This window comes from Arthrobacter sp. R-11 (assembly GCF_049913155.1).
GTDB lineage: Bacteria > Actinomycetota > Actinomycetes > Actinomycetales > Micrococcaceae > Arthrobacter.
Window position 1 is genome coordinate 1055299 of the sequence record NZ_CP183979.1, and the last position, 18072, is coordinate 1073370.

Annotated in this window: 12 protein-coding genes; 5 read left to right on the forward strand and 7 right to left on the reverse strand. The window is 68.1% G+C overall.

The features are described 5' to 3' along the window. Positions 1-3 precede the first annotated feature (3 nt). From ACN9M4_RS04720 to bioB, 3 genes are read right to left on the reverse strand one after another with little or no spacing between them, the layout of a single operon-like run. Positions 4-1401 carry an adenosylmethionine--8-amino-7-oxononanoate transaminase gene (locus tag ACN9M4_RS04720; protein WP_426302407.1) on the reverse strand — a complete coding sequence of 466 codons (1398 nt, stop codon included), beginning with the start codon at positions 1399-1401 and terminating at the stop codon, positions 4-6. Beyond that, entirely contained in the window at positions 1398-1652 is a 255-nt protein-coding gene (locus tag ACN9M4_RS04725; protein ID WP_426302408.1) for a hypothetical protein, read from the reverse strand. Before ACN9M4_RS04725 ends, ACN9M4_RS04720 begins: the two co-directional genes overlap by 4 nt. Beyond that, complete coding sequence (bioB, locus tag ACN9M4_RS04730; RefSeq protein WP_426302409.1) at positions 1649-2641, reverse strand: biotin synthase BioB; 993 nt, start codon at positions 2639-2641, stop codon at positions 1649-1651. Before bioB ends, ACN9M4_RS04725 begins: the two co-directional genes overlap by 4 nt. Positions 2642-2895: 254 nt before the next feature. On the opposite strand from bioB, the gene ACN9M4_RS04735 reads away from it, so the two are divergent. Further along, positions 2896-4629 (forward strand): purine-cytosine permease family protein, encoded by a 1734-nt coding sequence (locus ACN9M4_RS04735; protein ID WP_426302410.1) that lies wholly within the window; start codon positions 2896-2898, stop codon positions 4627-4629. Positions 4630-4790: 161 nt separating this feature from the next. Beyond that, entirely contained in the window at positions 4791-5861 is a 1071-nt protein-coding gene (locus tag ACN9M4_RS04740) for an alkene reductase (protein ID WP_426302411.1), read from the forward strand. A gap of 7 nt (positions 5862-5868) precedes the next feature. Here ACN9M4_RS04740 and ACN9M4_RS04745 read toward each other — a convergent pair whose 3' ends face one another. Together ACN9M4_RS04745 and ACN9M4_RS04750 are read right to left on the reverse strand one after the other, a co-directional pair. Continuing rightward, on the reverse strand, positions 5869-9495 hold the full coding sequence (locus tag ACN9M4_RS04745) for a TM0106 family RecB-like putative nuclease (RefSeq protein ID WP_426302412.1): 3627 nt from the start codon (positions 9493-9495) through the stop codon (positions 5869-5871). A 184-nt stretch (positions 9496-9679) separates the two neighbouring features. Next, positions 9680-11992 carry a hypothetical protein gene (locus tag ACN9M4_RS04750; protein ID WP_426302413.1) on the reverse strand — a complete coding sequence of 771 codons (2313 nt, stop codon included), beginning with the start codon at positions 11990-11992 and terminating at the stop codon, positions 9680-9682. 345 nt (positions 11993-12337) lie between these two features. Here ACN9M4_RS04750 and ACN9M4_RS04755 point away from each other — a divergent pair, with 345 nt between their 5' ends. After that, positions 12338-12775: a CBS domain-containing protein gene (locus ACN9M4_RS04755; protein WP_426302414.1), complete on the forward strand. Its 438-nt coding sequence runs from the start codon at positions 12338-12340 to the stop codon at positions 12773-12775. A gap of 99 nt (positions 12776-12874) precedes the next feature. Here the strand turns inward: ACN9M4_RS04755 and ACN9M4_RS04760 are convergent, their stop codons facing one another. Then, positions 12875-13171, reverse strand: coding sequence for a hypothetical protein (locus ACN9M4_RS04760; protein WP_426302415.1), 297 nt, complete (start codon positions 13169-13171; stop codon positions 12875-12877). 90 nt (positions 13172-13261) lie between these two features. Between ACN9M4_RS04760 and ACN9M4_RS04765 the strand changes: the two genes are divergently transcribed. Then, complete coding sequence (locus tag ACN9M4_RS04765) at positions 13262-15691, forward strand: Tex-like N-terminal domain-containing protein (protein WP_426302416.1); 2430 nt, start codon at positions 13262-13264, stop codon at positions 15689-15691. Positions 15692-15714: 23 nt separating this feature from the next. Here ACN9M4_RS04765 and ACN9M4_RS04770 read toward each other — a convergent pair whose 3' ends face one another. Next, positions 15715-16080: a DUF1622 domain-containing protein gene (locus ACN9M4_RS04770; protein ID WP_426302417.1), complete on the reverse strand. Its 366-nt coding sequence runs from the start codon at positions 16078-16080 to the stop codon at positions 15715-15717. A gap of 147 nt (positions 16081-16227) precedes the next feature. On the opposite strand from ACN9M4_RS04770, the gene ACN9M4_RS04775 reads away from it, so the two are divergent. After that, on the forward strand, positions 16228-18042 hold the full coding sequence (locus ACN9M4_RS04775; protein ID WP_426302418.1) for a gamma-glutamyltransferase family protein: 1815 nt from the start codon (positions 16228-16230) through the stop codon (positions 18040-18042). The last annotated feature ends 30 nt before the right edge of the window (positions 18043-18072 follow it).

Sequence of the window (18072 nt, forward strand, 5' to 3'; positions counted from 1 at the left end):
CGCTCACGGAGCGCCCACTCTTCCGGCAGCGACCGCGGCCACCATTCCGGCGGCCATCGCTTCGGCCTCCGCGCCCGAGCTGATGTACGGCGGCATGGCGTAGACCAGGTTCCGGAACGGCCGTACCCACACCCCGTTGCGAATGGCCGCCCGTGTCACGGCCGGGACGTCCACTGCCTCCTCCAGTTCGATGACGCCGACCGCACCGATGGTGCGGACGTCCGCGACGCCGTCGAGCTCCCGGGCAGGGGCGAGCCCGGACGCTAGGGCCGCACCCACCCGGGCCACGTCGCCCCGCCAGGCACCGGCGGCGATGATGCCCAGGCTCGCGTTCGCCACGGCGCAGGCCAGGGGATTGCCCATGAACGTGGGCCCGTGCAGGAGCGCCCCGGCCGCCCCTCCTGAAACCAGCCGCGCCACCTCACCGGTGCAGAGCATGGCCGCCAGGCTGAGGTACCCGCCGGTGAGGGCCTTGCCCACGCAGAGGATGTCCGGCACCACCCCGGCATGGTTGGCAGCGAAGAGTTCACCGGTGCGGCCGAAGCCGGTGGCGATCTCGTCCAGGATGAGCAGCAGGCCGTGCTGGTCGGCGATCTCCCGGAGGATCCGCACGCATTCCGGCGGGTAGGCGAACATGCCGCCCGCGCCCTGCAGGACTGGCTCGGCAATGATGGCGGCCAGCTCATCGGAATGCCGCGCGGTCAGGGATTCCACGTCCGCCCGCCACTGTTGGATATCCGGACCGATGGCGGTCGCCGCGGCCGGTGGACGGGGCGCGAAGACGTTCGCCGCCAGCAGCCCCGGAAACGCCGAATGCATCCCGTCCACCGGATCGCAGACCCCCATCGCGGCGAAGGTGTCGCCGTGGTAGCCGCCGCGCAGGCTGAGGAAACGCTGCCGCTTCGGCCGCCCCGCCTCCGTCTGGAACTGCACGGCCAGCTTCAGGGCCACCTCCACGGAGACCGAGCCCGAATCGGCCAGGAACACCCGCTCCAAGGCGGGCCGGTCGGCCGTGGACGGAGCCATCGCCAGGAGCCGTTCGGCCAGCTCGACGGCGGGACCGTGCGTGAGTCCGCCGAACATGACGTGGCTGAAATCCGCCAGTTGCCGCTTGGCCGCAGCGTCCAGCAGGGGGTTCCGGTAGCCGTGGATCACCGACCACCACGAGGACATGGCATCGAGGACCTCGAAGCGCTCGCCGTGCTCGTCGCGCAGCCGCAGCCGCACGCCGTCGGCGCCTTCCACCTCCCACAGCGTAAGCGTGCCCGACGCCGGAGCATACGGATGCCACAGGCTCGCCCTGTCGCGCTGGATCAGGCTGCTGCTCCCTGTGAAGCTCTGGCGCAGGCTGTCCTGCTGGATCAGACTGGCCTGCTGGGGCAGGCCTTCGGTCAGGCTCATCCCGCCAGGCTCCCGTGCCGGGAGCATTCGGCGCGCCAGCCCAGCGGCGTGACCTGGACCTTCATCCGGCGGCGGCACTGTGCGCAGTAGCGCGGCGGTTCCAGAGCCAGCAGTGCCCGGCAGCTGTGGTGCGCCGAGGCTCCCGGGCGGGCGTCCGACGTCGGGCCCCCACCGGCAGCGGCCGGCCCGTCTCCCGGAGTCCCGCCGTCGAGCGCCCCGCCGCAGTGCCCGCAATACAGTTCCGCGCTCACAGCGTCTTCTGGAGTTCCTTGATGGGCATGTTCAGCTCCACCAGCAGCTGCAGGTCGGCGTTGGCGGGGCGGCCCAGGGTGGTCAGGTAGTTGCCGACGATCACGGCGTTGATGCCGCCCAGCAGGCCCTCGCGGGTGCCGAGGTCGCCCAGGGTCAGTTCGCGGCCGCCGGCATAGCGCAGCACCGTGCGCGGCATGGCCAGGCGGAAGGCGGCGATTGCACGGAGGGCGTCCTTGCCGTCCATGATGCCCTGGTTTTCCAGCGGCGTTCCGGGCCTCGGGTTGAGGAAGTTCAACGGGACCTCGTGCGGGTCCAGGGCGGCGAGCTGGGCGGCGAGTTCGGCCCGCTGTTCCAGGGATTCGCCCATGCCGATCAGGGCGCCGCAGCACAGTTCCATGCCTGCTTCCTTGACCATGGCGCAGGTTTCCAGGCGCTCTTCGTAGCTGTGGGTGGTGACCACCTGCGGGAAGTAGCTGCGGGCGGTCTCCAGGTTGTGGTTGTAGCGGTGCACGCCCCACTCAGCGAGCTGCTCCACCTGTCGCCGGGTCAGCATGCCCAGGGAACAGGCGATGTTGATGTCCACTTCTTCGTTGATGCGGTCGATCGCGAACTTGATCTGGTTCATCAGCTTGATGTCCGGGCCGCGCACGGCGGCCACGATGCAGAACTCGGTGGCGCCGGTGGCAGCGGTTTCCTTCGCGGCCTTGACCAGCTCCGGGATGTCCAGCCAAACGCCGCGCACGGGGGAGTCGAACAGCCCGGACTGGCTGCAGAAATGGCAGTCCTCGGGGCAGCCGCCGGTCTTGATGGAGATGATGCCCTCCACCTCCACGTCCTCGCCGCAGTGTTCGACGCGCACCTCGTGGGCGAGCTGCAGCGCAGCCGGGATGTCCTCGTCGGGGAGGCGCAGGATCTCCAGCAATTGGGCCTCGTTCAGTCCGATCCCGCGTTCGAGCACCTGTTCGCGGGCGGTATCCAAGATGGTCATGCTGCTCCTTGCTTCCTCGGTGAAGTGTTTCGGTGAATGCCTACTCACTGACGCTAGCCACCTTGCAGGGCGCCGATTTTGTTGGACGTCCACAAAGCCCGGCGGCGGATCTTGGCATCGCGTGGGGTGGAACAAACCCTGGTCCGCGCACAAGTTACAGCCCCGAAACACCGCGGTGACCCTGCTGTCGAATCCCGCCGATAGCGTCGGGCGGAGCCGGAGAATACCGAACAGCTGAGGAAAGTGATGTGGGGATGACTGAAGAACAGCGGACAACACAGACCCTGGAACGCTCGACGGCGGGCGGCAGCGCGGTCGTCGACGGTTCCCGACGGGCGGCGGCAGGCAGCCCCGCCAGGAGCGACGCGATGAGCGCCGCGAAGGAAAGCCTGGAGGACTACACGCTGCGCTTCGCGCCGCGCTCCTACCGGAAATGGAGCGCCGGGGTGGTGGCGACAAGCGCGCTGGGCGGCATCGCGTACCTGGCGGATTTCTCCATCGGGGCGAATATCGGGATCTCCTACGGCACGGGAAACGCAATCCTCGGGATCGTCCTGGCCGCCGCCGTCATTTTCGCCACGGGGTTCCCGCTGGCGTACTACGCCGCGCGGTACAACATCGACCTGGACCTGATCACCCGCGGATCCGGGTTCGGCTACTACGGTTCGGTGGTCACCAACGTCATCTTCGCCACCTTCACGTTCATCTTCTTTGCCCTCGAAGGCTCCATCATGGCGCAGGGCCTGGAACTGGGTCTCGGCATTCCGCAATGGATGGGCTACGCCGCGTCCACCCTGATCATCATTCCGCTGGTGATCTACGGAATGAACACGCTGGCCAAGCTGCAGGTGTGGACCACGCCGCTCTGGCTGCTGCTCATGGTGGTGCCCGTGGGCTACCTGGTGGTGTCGCATCCGGAGAGCATCGGATCCTTCTTCGCCTACACCGGCAAGTCCGGCGAATCCGGCACCAACCTGGCCTCCGTGATGCTCGCCGCGGGCGTCTGCCTGTCCCTCATGGCGCAGATCGCCGAACAGATCGATTACCTGCGTTTCATGCCGCCACGCACCGCCGCGAACAAGGGTGCCTGGTGGCGGGCCGTGATCCTGGCCGGTCCGGGCTGGGTGGTTTTCGGTGCCATCAAGCAGATCGTTGGCATGTTCATCGCCGTCTACCTCATCGCCACCCTGGACCCGGCAGCATCGGCCCACGCCAACCAGCCCGTCCACCAGTTCCTGGGCGTCTACCGGGAAATGATGCCGGCGTGGCTGGCGATGACCCTCGCCGTGGTGCTGGTGGTCATCTCGCAGATCAAGATCAACGTCACCAACGCCTACTCCGGGTCGCTCGCCTGGACCAACAGCTTCACCCGCATCACCAAGACCTACCCGGGCCGCATGGTGTTCGTGGTGCTGAACCTGGTGGTGGCCCTGGTGCTCATGGAAGCGAACATGTTCGAGTTCCTCAACACCATCCTCGGCTTCTACGCCAACTGCGCCATCGCCTGGGTGGTCACGGTGGCCTCGGACATCGCGATCAATAAATACCTGCTGAAGATCTCGCCCAAGGTGCCCGAGTTCCGCCGCGGCATGCTGTACGCCGTGAATCCGGTGGGCTTCGTGTCCATGCTGGCCTCGGCAGGGGTGTCCATCGCGGTGTTTTTCGGCGCCTTCGGAGCAGCCGTGCAGCCGTATTCGCCGATCTTCGCGGTCGGCCTGGCCCTGCTCCTGCCGCCGCTGCTGGCCGTCCTGACCCGCGGGAACTACTACCTGCGCCGGCAGGACGACGGCATCGACCTCGCCATGTTCGACTCCGAGGGCAACCCCAGCCAAGCCAAGCTGCTGTGCCACGTGACCGGGATCGAGTTCGAGCGGCCGGACATGCTCCGCTCGGCCCAGGACGGACCCGACGGCGAACCGCAGTACATCTCGTCCCTCGCCTTGTCCACGGACAAGACCGGGGAATTGGTGCTGCCCGCGCAGAAGTAGCCGGCACAGTAAGTTCCGACGGCGGCAGGAACCTCCCACGGGAAGGCGGCCGCCGCCGTCGGGCAGTTTGTCAGCCGGTGATCTAGGCCACATTCGGAATAGTTGCACGCGCGTCATAGTTGGCCAAGACGGAAACGATTCCCGTGTGAAAGGTACTGCGCATGCTGTTCTCACCCCTGACCGTCGGCGAGCTGGAAATCCCCAACCGCCTGGTAATGGCCCCGCTCACCCGCGTCCGCGCAGGCCAGGAAGGCATTCCCGGCCCGCTGCTCGTGGAGCACTACCGCCAGCGGGCCTCGCTTGGCCTGATCGTCAGCGAAGGCACCTACCCAACGCCCGCCGGCCAGTCCTACCCTGGACAGCCCGGCCTCGTCACCGACGAGCAGGTCGCCGGCTGGAAGAAGGTCACGGACGCCGTCCATGCCGAGGGCGGCCGCATCTTCGCCCAGATTATGCACGGCGGGCGCGTCTCCCATCCGGACATCATCGGCGGCCGCGAAGTCGTCGCCCCGAGTGCTGTCGGGATCGACGGCGAGGTCCGCACCCCGAACGGCAAGCAGCCCTACCCGGTGCCGCGTGAGCTGCGCACCGACGAGCTCCCCGTGGTGATCCAGGAAATCGTCACAGCCTCCCGGAACGCCATCGAGGCAGGGTTCGACGGCGTCGAGCTCCACTCGGCCAACGGCTACCTGCTCCACGAGTTCCTGGCGCCCAACACGAACATCCGCACCGACAGCTACGGCGGTTCCCCCGAGAACCGGGCCCGCTTCGTGATCGAGACCGTGCAGGCCGTGGTCGACGCCCTCGGTGCCAGCCGGGTGGGCATCCGGATTTCCCCCGAGCACCTGGTCCAGGAGATCGCCGAGACCGACCCGGCCGATGTCCGAGCCACCTACGAGGTCCTCGTGGACACGATCGCCCCGCTCCAGCTCGCCTACCTGAGCATTCTCCACGACGATCCCAAGGGCGCCCTGGTGCAGGACCTGCGCGAACGTTTCAGGGGCACCTTCCTGGTGAACACCGGATTCAGCAGCGTCACCGGACGTGAAGAAGCCGTGGAGTTGGTTGCCGGTGGCCACGCCGACGCCGTGGTGGTGGGCCGCCCGGCTATCGCCAACCCGGACCTCGTGCGCCGCTGGCGTGACGGCCTGCCACTGAACGAGGCAGACCCCACCACGTTCTACGGCGAAGGGGCCAAGGGCTACACGGACTACCCGTTCTACGCCAACTGATCCCCAGTTAGGCACCCGGCGGCGGCATCTGCCGCCGGGTGCCCTCTGACACAGCCCGCTGACACAGCCCGATGAACCCGCCCAACTGCTCAAGGCACTCCGGATGGACGGGCAGGTAGTTGCTCAGTTCCGGCGAGCGGACGACGACGGCGCGCCACTGCCCGCGCGAAACCGCCACGTTGATCCGGTTCCGGGAGAGCAGGAACTCCATGCCGCGCGGCACCTCGCCGGCAGCCGAGGCCGCCATGGACACGATGACCACCGGCGCCTCCTGGCCTTGGAACTTGTCCACGGTCCCCACCCGGACGTCCTCCAGCCCGGCCGCCCGAAGTTCGCGCCGGATCAGCTGCACCTGGGCGTTGTACGCGGCCACCACCAGGATGTCCCGCTCCCCAAGTTCCCGTGGCCCACGTTCTTCCTGGGGGTCGTCCCAGCGCAGGCCGAGATGGGCCTGGACCTGCCGGACCACCTCTGCCGCTTCCTCAACCGACGAGGTCGAATTTCCGCGGTGCGGTACATAAACGCAGTCGATCCCCGGCGGGAGCCCCTCAAGGTGCCGTGCCGAGGCCGGGGGAGCGGCGTGCAGCCGTCCGTCGTAGGACAGCTCGGATACGGCGGCGCACAGTTCAGGGTGCATCCGCCATGACGTGGCCAGGAAATACCCCAGTTCCGGCGGCAAGGTGTGATGATCCCGGGACAGCCAGCCGAGGGCGGATTCGTCCACCGGCTCCGGATGCTTCCCCTGCGTGACCTGCGGTAGCTGCTGCGGGTCACCCAGCAGAAGGAGCCGCTGCGCGGCACGGCTGACCGCCATGGTGTTGGCCAGCGAGAATTGCCCTGCCTCGTCGATGACCAGCAGGTCGAGGGACCCGGGCGGCACGCCGTTGCCGGTCATGGTCCAGGCGGTACCGCCGATCAGGGCACCGCCGGGTTTGGACAGGAGGCGTTCGACGTCGGCCTTGCCGCGATGCTGCCAGGGCAGCGGATCGTCGTGCTTGACTTCCTTGGCCACCCGTCGCGGATCGACGCCCGCCTTCTCCACGGCAGCCCGCAGCATGTTCTCCACCACCGCATGCGATTGCGCGACGACCCCCACCTTCCAACCCTGCGACACGAGCCGGGCCACCACATGGGAACCCACATAGGTCTTCCCCGTCCCCGGAGGACCCTGCACGGCAAGGCAGGAATGGTCGAGGTCCACCACGGCCGCGGTGATCGCGTCGACATAGCCGTCCGGGCCCTCCGCCACCGCCGGCAGGGCGTCAAGATTCCTTAGCCGAGGAGGGCGGCGGCGCAGCAGGTCCAGGGCCGGGTCGCGCGGCCACTCCGGAAGGGAGTCCCGGAGGTCGGTGGCGAGCTGCGCCAGTGCGGCCTTCTGCCCGTCCGTGGGAATCGGCCGGTCCGGGGTCAGGGCCATGGGCAGTGCGGAAAACTCCGTGGCACCGCGCGGCAGCCGCTCGGCAATGACCACGACGTCCCGGCCGTCTGCTTCGCCGCTTTCGATCACCTCCGTGCCCGCCCAGCCGGAACGCCCCAGTGCGGACTGGAGGCCCGAGGCGTCATCCTTCGCCTGCAGCCATTCCGGCAGGGGCGGCCCGTACATCCGGAAGAACGTCCTGCCCGCGGAAAAGTCGGAACCCTCGGCGGCTCTGCCGGCCAGGCGGATAGTGCGGACAGGGTTCTTCCGCGGCCCGGGTTTCGCCCATTCCTGAAGCACTACAGCGCTTTCGGCTACGAAGACGTCCCGGGTGTCCTCCCATTCGGAGACCGGCTTGTCCAAGCGGTCGAAGTGGCCCCACCAGTACTGTTTGTCCTCGCGACGGTGGTACCCGACCGCGGCGGCAACCAAGGCAATGGCACGGCCATCGTCCGATTGGAGCTCCTCCTCCGCCAGCGTGCCCAGGTACCCCAGCAGCGCTGCTTCCTCCGGCGCGGCTTCGTAGCCGGGGGTATCCGGAGCGGCCCCCGCCGGGGACTCCGGGACCGCCGTGCCGACGTCGATGGACCGTTCCGCGGCCAGGCCGAGTAGCCAGTTGCGCAGTTCCAAGGTGGAGAGGCAGTCGTACTCGTTGTAGTCGGAGATGCTGGCCAGGATGGCGGCGGCTTCGTCCGCCTGCCCGTTGTCCCGTGCCGTGCAGTAGTTGGCGTACGCCACCACGGAGGCTCCGGCGTCGGTGACGTCCCCCGACCGCAGGTGTTCGCCCATGTAGAGGGGTTCGAGCTTCTTGATGCTGTAGGAGTTCTCGGAAATCCGCAGGCTGTGGCGCACGGTGTCGTACAGGTCCACCAGCACGCCTTCACGCAGGAGATCGTCCACCTCGGCTTCACCCATCACATGGCTCAGGGACAGCTTCCGCAGCGCTGTTTTCTCGTACGACGCGTAGTGGTAGATGTGCATGCCCGGATAGTTGGCCCGGCGTTCGGCAACGTAGTCCAGGAAGTCCCTGAAGGCCTGGCCTTCCCCGGCCCGGGTGTGCGCCCAGAACGGCCGGAACACGGGAGTCCCGCCGGGCTCTACCGGGTTTTCGACCACGCCGAACAGGTACTCCAGGCCCCACACGCCAGCGGGATCCTGCCACAGCGGATCGCCTTCGAAGTCGAAGAAGATGTCGCCGGGATCCGGTGCCGGGAGCCTGCCCAAGGTGTTGTCCGGGAGGACCGTGTAGCCCACGGACTTGGCCTCGCCCTTCTTGTCCGCGTAATGGACTATGCCGTCCGGGGTGCCCGTGCCGGTCTGCAGGCGGGCCTGTTCCCGCAACCGCAGGAAGGTGGAATCCCCGTTCGCGCCGCCACGATCGGCGGGCGCGGCGGCCAGCTGGTCGATGGTGGTGATGCCGGATTCGACCAGTTTCTTCCGCCGGCTCACGCGCATGCCGGCCACCATCAGGAGATCGCGGTGCAGCAGGACCTGCTCGGCGCAATAGTCGCAGCGGCCACAAGCGGAGTAGCGCGGATCGCCCCAGTCGACAGGCCCGACGTCGGCGATGTGACCGGCGGTCATGTCGAGGAAACGTTCGCGGCGCTCCCTGAAGACCGGAAGGATGTCCGCCAGGACATGGTCGCTGTGGATCCCGTTGCCCAGCACCAGCGTGACCGTGGGGTCGGGCATGATGCCCGCCTTGAGGAGCTGGTCGGCGTAGGCGGCCAGTTGCAGCAGCGCCGTGACCTTCGCGTGCCGGGCCAACTTGGTGTCGAATACCGCGTAGCTGTCCTCGCCGCGCTTCACCAGGAAATCCGAACGGCCGTGGAAGATGCCGTCGAAGAACGCCGCCTGGAACACTACATCCGCACCGGAGCGCAGCGCCCCGATCGATTCCGCATGCTTGGCGTGCAGGGTGGTGCGGTCCATCGCTTCGGCGGGAACGACGTCGTACACGCCCCTTCCCGTCCCCGGATCCCAGGTGCCGAATTCCGCGACGAACGTATCCAGGACCTTGTGCTCGTGGATGTCGCCGAGCGTCGCGGCGCGGTCCAGCATGGCGTCCTTCGGGAAATCCGCCGGGGCCCTGCGGCCGAGTTTCTCGTCGAGTTTCCGAAGGACCTGGTACTCGCAGGTGGCAGCGGCCACGAGGTCGCTGGCCGAAAAGACCAGGTCCCGGGGCTGGCCGGCAGTCTCCGCGTCGAGAAAGAACATTGCGCCCCCAAGGCCGTCGAACTGAGTCCATTGAAGTAAGACCGTTGAACTGATGAGGCCAAGCTATCAGCGGGGGCTGACATTATTGCGTGTCCGGACGCAGTACGACGGCGGCACCCGCCCTCCGCGAAGAAGGCGGGTGGCGCCGTCGCCGGTTATTCGGGGCCGCTCAGGCGGAGCGGCGCTACTTGGTCGGTTTCCGTGGAGTCCGGCGGGTCTTGGGGGCCGCCTTCCCCTCCGCCGCGGGCGGCATCAGGTCCCGCACCTCTGCGACAACACTCGGGTTGGCGCCGCGCTCGCTAAGGTCCTTCGCCAGGGTCTCCACCTCGGCGCTGGCGGCCTGGGCGTTGTCGGCGGCCAGGTGCAGCCCCGTGCGGAACTGGACCAGCTCGCGGTATGCGAGGTTGCCCGACGGCGTTGCGGCCGCCTGGTAGCGCTCCAGCCCCGGCTCGGTGAGGGCCAATGCCCGCTCCGGGTCCGCGCTGTGGCTCTTGACCATGGTCTGGTGCTCGCGGCGGTAGAAGTCGTCGCCCACGGACTGCGCGACGGCGGTGGCGGCCTTGACGCCCAGCGGCTCGCCTGTGAAGCGCTCGGCTGCCTCCGTGAGGGCATCCAGCCCCTTGCTCAGGTACGGGGACATCGAGCCTTCGAAGGCGAGGGTGAGCCCGACCTCGCGGTTGAAGAACTGCGGTGCGAAGCGGTCCTCTTCCTTGGTCACCGGGAAGCCGACCCGCAGCGGGAAGGTGTTGGAGGCCTGCAGCACGCCCTCGCTGCTGTAGACGACACGGACCAGGTACTGGCCCGGCTCGTCGAACACGAAACCGCCGGTGCTGTAGGCGAGCTGGACCAGCTCGCTGAAGCGGTCCTCGCCTTCCTTGCCGCCGGCGCCGGCCGCAGGGCCGAGGGTCACCGGTTCGGGGATGCCGTAGTAGCAGACCACCGATTCGTGCAGCACGGTGGTGCCGTTCGGTTTCTGGACGTACACGGTGGTGTTGCCGTAGCGCGGGTCGAGGCGGCGGTCCAGCACCAACGGCGCGTCGCTGGTGTTCCGGAGGCGGAACTCCAAGGCCACGGGCTCCATGAAATCGAAGTGGTCCTTGCCGGTCACGGTCAGTTCCACGTCGCTGCCCGGGCCGGAGACCGTCATCGAGCCGGCAGGAGATTCCAGGTGCCCGCCCGAAGCCCACGGGTCCCCGCCCATGATCACCGAGGCGCGGTCGCCGTGGCGCATGTGCAGGAGCTCGTCGTCGTCGAAGCGGAAGCGGAAGTTCGCCCAGAACTGGTCCGTGCCGTTGCGTTGGTCGTAGCGCCAGTCGTAGTTCATCCAGGACAGCGAATCCGGGCGGGCCTTGTCCCACGAATGCAGGAAGTTGAAGGCGTGCCCGGCCTCGTGCACCCAGGTGTAGAGGTAGTGGCGCTGGGCCCAGGCCTGGTCCTGCGTGGTCGGGGTTCCGGCCACCAGGTTGGTGAACCAGGAATGGTTGCGGAACACGGCGAACCCTTGCCGGTCGGGCCCGCGGCCGGCCCCGCCAAAGCCGGCGGCGGCGTCGAACATGATGCCACCCACGCCCGCGCTGTCGAACAAGCCAGCCTGCATTCCCCAGAGGTTCCAGGCCGGCCAGCCGGAGCTGAACCGGCTGAAGGAGGTCTCCATGGCGTCGTGGAGTTCGCCGACGTTCCAGGACACGAAGGCCGGGGCGCTGTCGTCGATCACGGTGTGCACGGAATCGATCCGGACGTCCACGCCGGCGTCCCGGTAGCTGGTCCCGATGTCCAAGGTGCGTTCGGCAAGGTCCGCGGGGCGGTTGTTGTGGCTGTGGGTGTTGTAGGACGGGGCCTTGGGGTCCACGTCCACCGAACTGCAGAAGTCCACTTCCAGGTTCACGTCCCGGAAGCAATCGGACTTGTACGCGCAGGTGTAGGCGGCCTCCGGGGTGCCGCCGACGGTGAAGACCACGGTGGCGGGGTTGATGGCGCCGAAGAACCAGCCCACGGAAATCTCCACGGTGGTGGGCGGGTGGACTCCCTGCCAGTAGCGGACGGTACCGCTGATCCGCACCCGGCAACGGGTCCAGGTGACCACGGGATTGTCCACGATCCAGGACTCCAGATAGGTGGTGACCAATTGGAAGCGGCCGCCGATCCGGACAAAGCGCTTGGAGTAGATATCCCCGCTGACCTTGTTCAGCACCGGGGATTCGACGTTGGTCCGCCGGTCGATGTCCAGCCGCAGGTCCAGGGACCTGCCGATCAGCGAGGCACCGGCCTGGCCTCCTTCGTAGCGTCCGCTGATGGCCGCGTTCCGCCAGCAACGCCACCAGTCGTGATCCGGCGGAAGCGGCAACGGACCCGGCTGCGGGAAGGGGATGGGGCCGGGCAGCGGCACTGGTCCCGGAAGCGGGATCGGTCCGGGAAGGGGCGATGGCGGCAGCGGTACAGGAAGGGGGTTGTCGGGGTTGGGCGTGTAGGACGGATCGGGCATGTTGGGGGTGTTCATCGCAGGGTCTTTTCTCGCGTGCAAGCAGTGGAACAGAATCGTTCGCCAGGGCGGCTTCGACGACGCGGAGCGGGTAACGGGAGCCCGCAGGGCGTGGCCAATGAGGGGCCGGCGGAAAGACGGTCCAGAGCGAGGCGGTGCGAGTCGGTTGGTGTCCCCAGAAACAGTCAGAAGGTGGCCCGCGCCCCGAATCCGTGAGTAACCAAGGGGAACAATACTCCAACGAATGGATTATTGAAATGGTGGGCTAGACCACGATACTTCCGGCCCTGTCCGGGCGTACGCTGAAACCATCGGCGTCGGGGCCGGGGGTCCGCGCCGATACCCATCGATCAAGGAGGACTCATGAGTGTTGTACGCGAATTCATGACCACCGATGCCCAATGCGTGAAGGAAGACCAGTCGCTGCAGGAAGCGGCCGTAATGATGCGCGATTTGGACTGTGGTTCCCTACCGATCTGCGGTAATGACGGAAAGCTCAAGGGCTTCATCACGGACCGCGACATTGTGCTCAAGTGCGTCGCCGAAGGCTGGAACGCAAGCGAGAAGCGCGCAGCCGACCTTGCCCAGGGAAAGCCCATCTGGATTGACGCCGATGCCAGCATCGACGCCGCGATCGACCTGATGGAAAAGCACCAGGTGCGCCGCCTGCCGGTCATCACCGACCACAAGTTGGTGGGCATCATCAGCCAGGGCGACATCGCCAGGAACTACTCCGAGCAGCGCGTTGGCGAGTTGGTGGAGCACATTTCCGCCAAGACCCCCATGACACCCATGGGCTGACGGAACATCTGGGCTGACGAACAATAGACCGGGCACCGTGGCGGACGCGCCGCGGTGCCTCTTACTGTCTGCTCCCTCATGGCCGGCGGATGGCAGGCGCTAGAGGAACGCCTCACGTCCGGTGCCCTCACGCAGCACCAGCTCACCGCCTTCAACCGAAGCCAGCACGCTCTTCGGCCGGCCGTGGACCGTGATCTCGGCGGACATTTCCCGGGACGGAATCTCGACGCCGACCGTCGCCCCCTTTGCCGGCAGCTCCACGGAGATTTCGGCAGCCATCCCCAGCAGCATCTTCGTGGACGCGCCGGGTTCGTGGTGGGCTTCCTTGCCGTTGACGGTGATGGTGACGTCGTCGCCGTCGAACCCGTCCTGGAGGATAACGAGCAATTCCTGCATGGTGCGCCCCTTCCTCGCGGTGCCTTCCAACTACAGCACGCGCCGAGGCTTTTTGGTAGGGCGCGCCTTTCGGTAGGGCAAACTGTGTTGGTGACTCAAATTCATTCCGGTACCGCAAACACCGCATCGCCCGAGGCCGCCATCCACGCCGTGATCGCCGAGGAACTCGGGGTGAAAGCCTGGCAGGTCAAGGCCGCCGTCGAACTGCTCGACGCCGGGTCCACCGTGCCGTTCATCGCCCGCTACCGCAAGGAAGTCACGGGCACCCTGGACGACACCCAGCTGCGCCAACTGGAGGAACGGCTGCGGTACCTGCGGGAGCTGGAGGAGCGCAAGCGCACTGTCCTCGAGGCGATTGCCGCCCAAGGAAAGCTGACCGCCGAGCTGGAGGCCGCCGTCGTCGCCGCGGACACCAAGGCCCGGCTTGAGGACATCTACCTGCCCTACAAATCCAAGCGCCGCACCAAGGCGCAGATCGCCCGCGAAGCCGGTCTCGAACCCCTGGCGGACGCGCTGCTGGCCGACCCCACGCTCAACCCCGAGGCCGAAGCCGCGAAATATCTCAACGCCGAGCACTCCGTTGACGACGCTTCCGCGGCGCTCGCCGGAGCCCGGTCCATTCTGGTCGAGCGCGTCTCCCAGGACGCAGACCTCGCCGAGACCCTCCGCGAGCGGCTGTGGACCCAGGGCAGCATGGTGTCCCGCGTGAAGAAGGGCATGGAGGCCCAGGGCCAAAACTTCAAGGACTACTTCGAGTTCTCCCAGCTGCCGGCCAAAATGCCCGGCCACCGGGTACTCGCGCTGCTGCGCGGCGAGAAGGAAGACGTGCTGGAACTGCAGCTCGCCGAGGCGGAACCGGCCGACGACGACGCCCTGGCCGCCGCGCGCACCCGTTACGAGAACGCCGTGGCCGCCTGCCTCGGGGTCGCCAACCGCGGCCGCGCGGCGGACAGCTGGCTGATGCAGACCGCGCAGATCGCCTGGCGGTCCCGGATCCTTGACCGGCTCGCCAACGACCTGCGCGGGCGCCTGTTCGCCCAGGCGGAGGACGAAGCCGTGCGCGTCTTCGCCGCCAACCTCCGCGACGTGCTGCTGGCCGCACCCGCCGGCAACCGTGCCACGCTGGGCCTGGACCCGGGCCTGCGCACCGGGGTGAAGGTGGCCGTCGTCGATGGCACCGGCAAGGTGGTCGCAACCGATACCGTCTACCCGCACGCACCCGCGAAGAAGTGGGACGAGGCCCTGGCGACCCTTTCGCGCTTGGTGGCGCAGCACGGCGTCGAACTCGTCGCGATCGGCAACGGCACCGCCTCCCGGGAAACCGACAAGCTCGCCGGCGAGCTCATCAAGACACTCAAAGCCGCCGGCGGTCCAGCGCTGCAAAAGCTCGTGGTCTCCGAAGCCGGGGCGTCCGTATACTCGGCGTCCGCGCTCGCCGCTGCCGAGCTGCCTGGCATGGATGTCTCCCTGCGCGGGGCCGTGTCCATCGCGCGGCGCCTGCAGGACCCGCTGGCGGAACTGGTGAAGATCGAACCGAAGTCGATCGGCGTGGGGCAGTACCAGCACGATGTCACCGCCGCGAAGCTCGACCGCTCCCTGGATGCGGTGGTGGAGGACTGTGTGAACGCCGTGGGCGTGGAGCTGAACACGGCCTCGCCGGCGCTGCTGAGCCGGGTGGCCGGCGTCGGGCCGCTGCTGAGCGAGAACATCGTGGCCTACCGGAACGAGAACGGGCCGTTCGCCAAGCGGGCCGAGCTGAAGAAGGTGCCGCGCCTGGGCGCCAAGGCCTTCGAACAGTGCGCCGGCTTCCTGCGGATCAGCGGGGGAGCCGAGCCGTTGGACCGTTCCAGCGTGCACCCCGAGGCTTATTCCGTGGCCCGGAAGATCCTGGCCGCCGCCGGTGCTTCGGGCTCGCCTGTCTCCGCGCTGGATCCGCAGGCCTTCGTGGACGGCGCCTTCGGCGTGCCGACCGTGCGGGACATCATGGCCGAGCTCGAAAAGCCCGGCCGCGACCCGCGCCCTGCCTTCGTGGCCGCGAGCTTCTCCGAAGGGGTCGAGAAGATCTCCGACCTGGTTCCGGGAATGGTGCTTGAAGGGACCGTCACCAACGTGGCCGCGTTCGGGGCGTTCGTGGACGTCGGGGTGCACCAGGACGGGCTGGTCCACGTCTCGGCAATGTCCAACAAGTTCGTCTCCGACCCGCGCGAAGTGGTGAAGTCCGGCCAGGTGGTGAAGGTGAAGGTGCTTGAGGCCGACCCGGAACGGAAGCGTATTTCGTTGACCCTGAGGCTCGACGACGAACCCGGCGCCTCAGGGAGCCGCACCGGAGGCGCTTCCACCGGGCGGTCAGGCGGCCAGGAACGGCGGAACGACGGCGGCCGTTCCCAGGAGCGGGGCCAGGACCGGCGGCCCCAGCAGGGCCGTTCCCAGCAGGGCCGCCCGCAGCAGGGCCGCCCGCAACAGGCGCCGGCGGATACGGCGCTCGCCGATGCCCTGCGGAGGGCCGGCCTCGGCAAGTAACAGGGCGGCGTCGGCGGTGAGCCTCATGGTTTGCCCGCCGCGGACTCCTTTTGCCACGGCCAGCGGCCGGTGATTTCCAGTTCCAAGGAGAAGCTCAGGAACGTCCGGATCGCCACGATAATGGCCAGCACGCCTACGCTCTCGAACGTGGGTGTGACGGCCACGGTGCGGATGATGTCGGCGGCGACCAGGAGCTCAAGGCCCAGCAGGATGGAACGTCCCAGCAACTGCCTGTAGGCGCGGTAGACCGAGACCTCGCCCGTGGCGCGCCGGGGCTTGTAGCCGCGCAATGCCAGCGGGATGGAGATCAATGCTCCCACCACCATCACGGCCACGCCGGCCGCGTCCATGTACGAGCCCACCGTCTCAATGATGTGTTGGAAGTCCATGGGTCCCCCTACTGTGCCGGCCGCCTGGAACTCCACAGTCTCACGGGAAGGGGCGTGGGCAGGAGGCTTTCCGGAAGCTCGCCTCGGCTGACCGGACTGCCGCGGGGCATCTCCGGTGGCGGCGGACCATGTGCCTACAGTGGGCCCATGAGCTTCACCAGGCCCGACGCTTTCACCACCCGGCCCACCCTGCGCGGCACCTTCGGCATGGCGGCCTCCACGCACTGGCTGGCCACGGCCACGGCACAGGCGGTGCTGGAGCGCGGTGGCAACGCCTTCGATGCGGCAAGCGCCGCGGCGTTCGTGCTGCATGTGGTGGAACCGCACCTCAACGGCCCCGGCGGCGACCTGACCGCGGTCTTCAGCACCGCCGTCGAGCCCGGAAAAGCGGTGGTCCTCATGGGGCAGGGGCCCGCACCGCAAGGGGCCACGGTGGAGCACTTCCGGGCCGAAGGGCTCAGCCTTGTCCCCGGATCCGGGGCCCTCGCCGCGGCGGTTCCGGGCGCCGTCGACGCCTGGCTTTTGCTGCTGCGGGACCACGGCAGCTGGGAGCTTGCCGAGGTACTGGATTTCGCGATCCGCTATGCGCGCGACGGGCACCCGGTGCTCGCCAGGGTGGGCGCGACGATCGCATCCGTGGCCGCGCTGTTCCGGGAGCACTGGCCCGCGTCTGCGGAGCTGTGGATGCCGGATGGCCGGATTCCGGAGGAGGGCGAACTGATCAGCAACCCCGCCTACGCCCGGACGCTGCAAAGGTTGGTCCAGGCCGGTGCCGGGTTCGGCGACGCAGCGGGTGGAACGGTGGCCCACACTCGCGAAGCAAGGATCGACGCCGCTCGCTTGGAATGGAGCGAAGGTTTCGTGGCCCGCGCCATGGTGGAGTCCGTGCGGCAGCCGCACCGCCATTCCACCGGCACGGACCACAGCGGCGTCCTGGCGCTGGCTGACCTGGAGGGGTTCAGCGCAGGCTACGAAGCGCCGGCCACCCTGGAATTCCGGGGCCACACGATCGCCAAGACCGGCCCCTGGGGCCAGGGGCCGGCGCTGCTGCAGGCCTTGGCCATCCTGGACGGTTTCGACGATGCGCGCCTGGACCCGTCCAGCGAACTCGGCGCGCACACGATCCTGGAGGCAATGAAGCTGGCTTTGGCCGACAGGGAAGCCTATTACGGCGACGGCGATGTGCCCCTGGACGAGCTCCTGTCACCGGCTTATGCGGAGACCCGGCGGGCGTTGATCACCGAAAACGCGTCGCACGAGTTCCGGCCGGGCCGCATCCCGGGGCGGGAGGCCTACATTCCCGAATTGCGCACCGACGGCAGCGAGTCCGCGGCCGGAACCGGCGAGCCTACGGTGCCGCCCTCGGGGGAGACCCGCGGCGACACCTGCCACCTCGACGTCGTGGACCGCTGGGGCAACATGGTGTCCGCGACGCCGTCCGGTGGTTGGCTGCAGTCTTCGCCGGCCATTCCCGAACTGGGTTTCTGCCTGGGCACCCGCCTGCAGATGACCTGGCTGGAACCCGGAACGCCGTCCACGTTGACGCCCGGCAAACGACCGCGCACCACGCTCACGCCCACACTGGTGCTGCGCGACGGCGCGGCTATTGCAGCGCTCGGTTCGCCCGGCGGCGACCAGCAGGACCAATGGCAGCTGCCGTACCTGCTGCGGACCATCGTCGGCGGATACACACCGCAGCAGGCAATCGACGCACCTGCATTCCACACCACTTCCATGCCCGGATCGTTCTGGCCGCGCACCTGGGAACCTGGCGGCGCCGTCGTCGAGGACCGGCTGGGCGAAGAGGTGGTCTCAGGGCTTGAGCGCCGCGGACACCGGATCACCCGCGCAGGGGACTGGATGCTGGGACGCCTGTCCGTCGTCGTGCGCGATCCGGTGAGCGGTGTGTTGCAGGCGGCCGCGAACCCGCGGGGCGCGCAGGGGTACGCTGCCGGGCGGTAGCGGGCGCCTTTTCGGGAGTGTCCGCCGTCG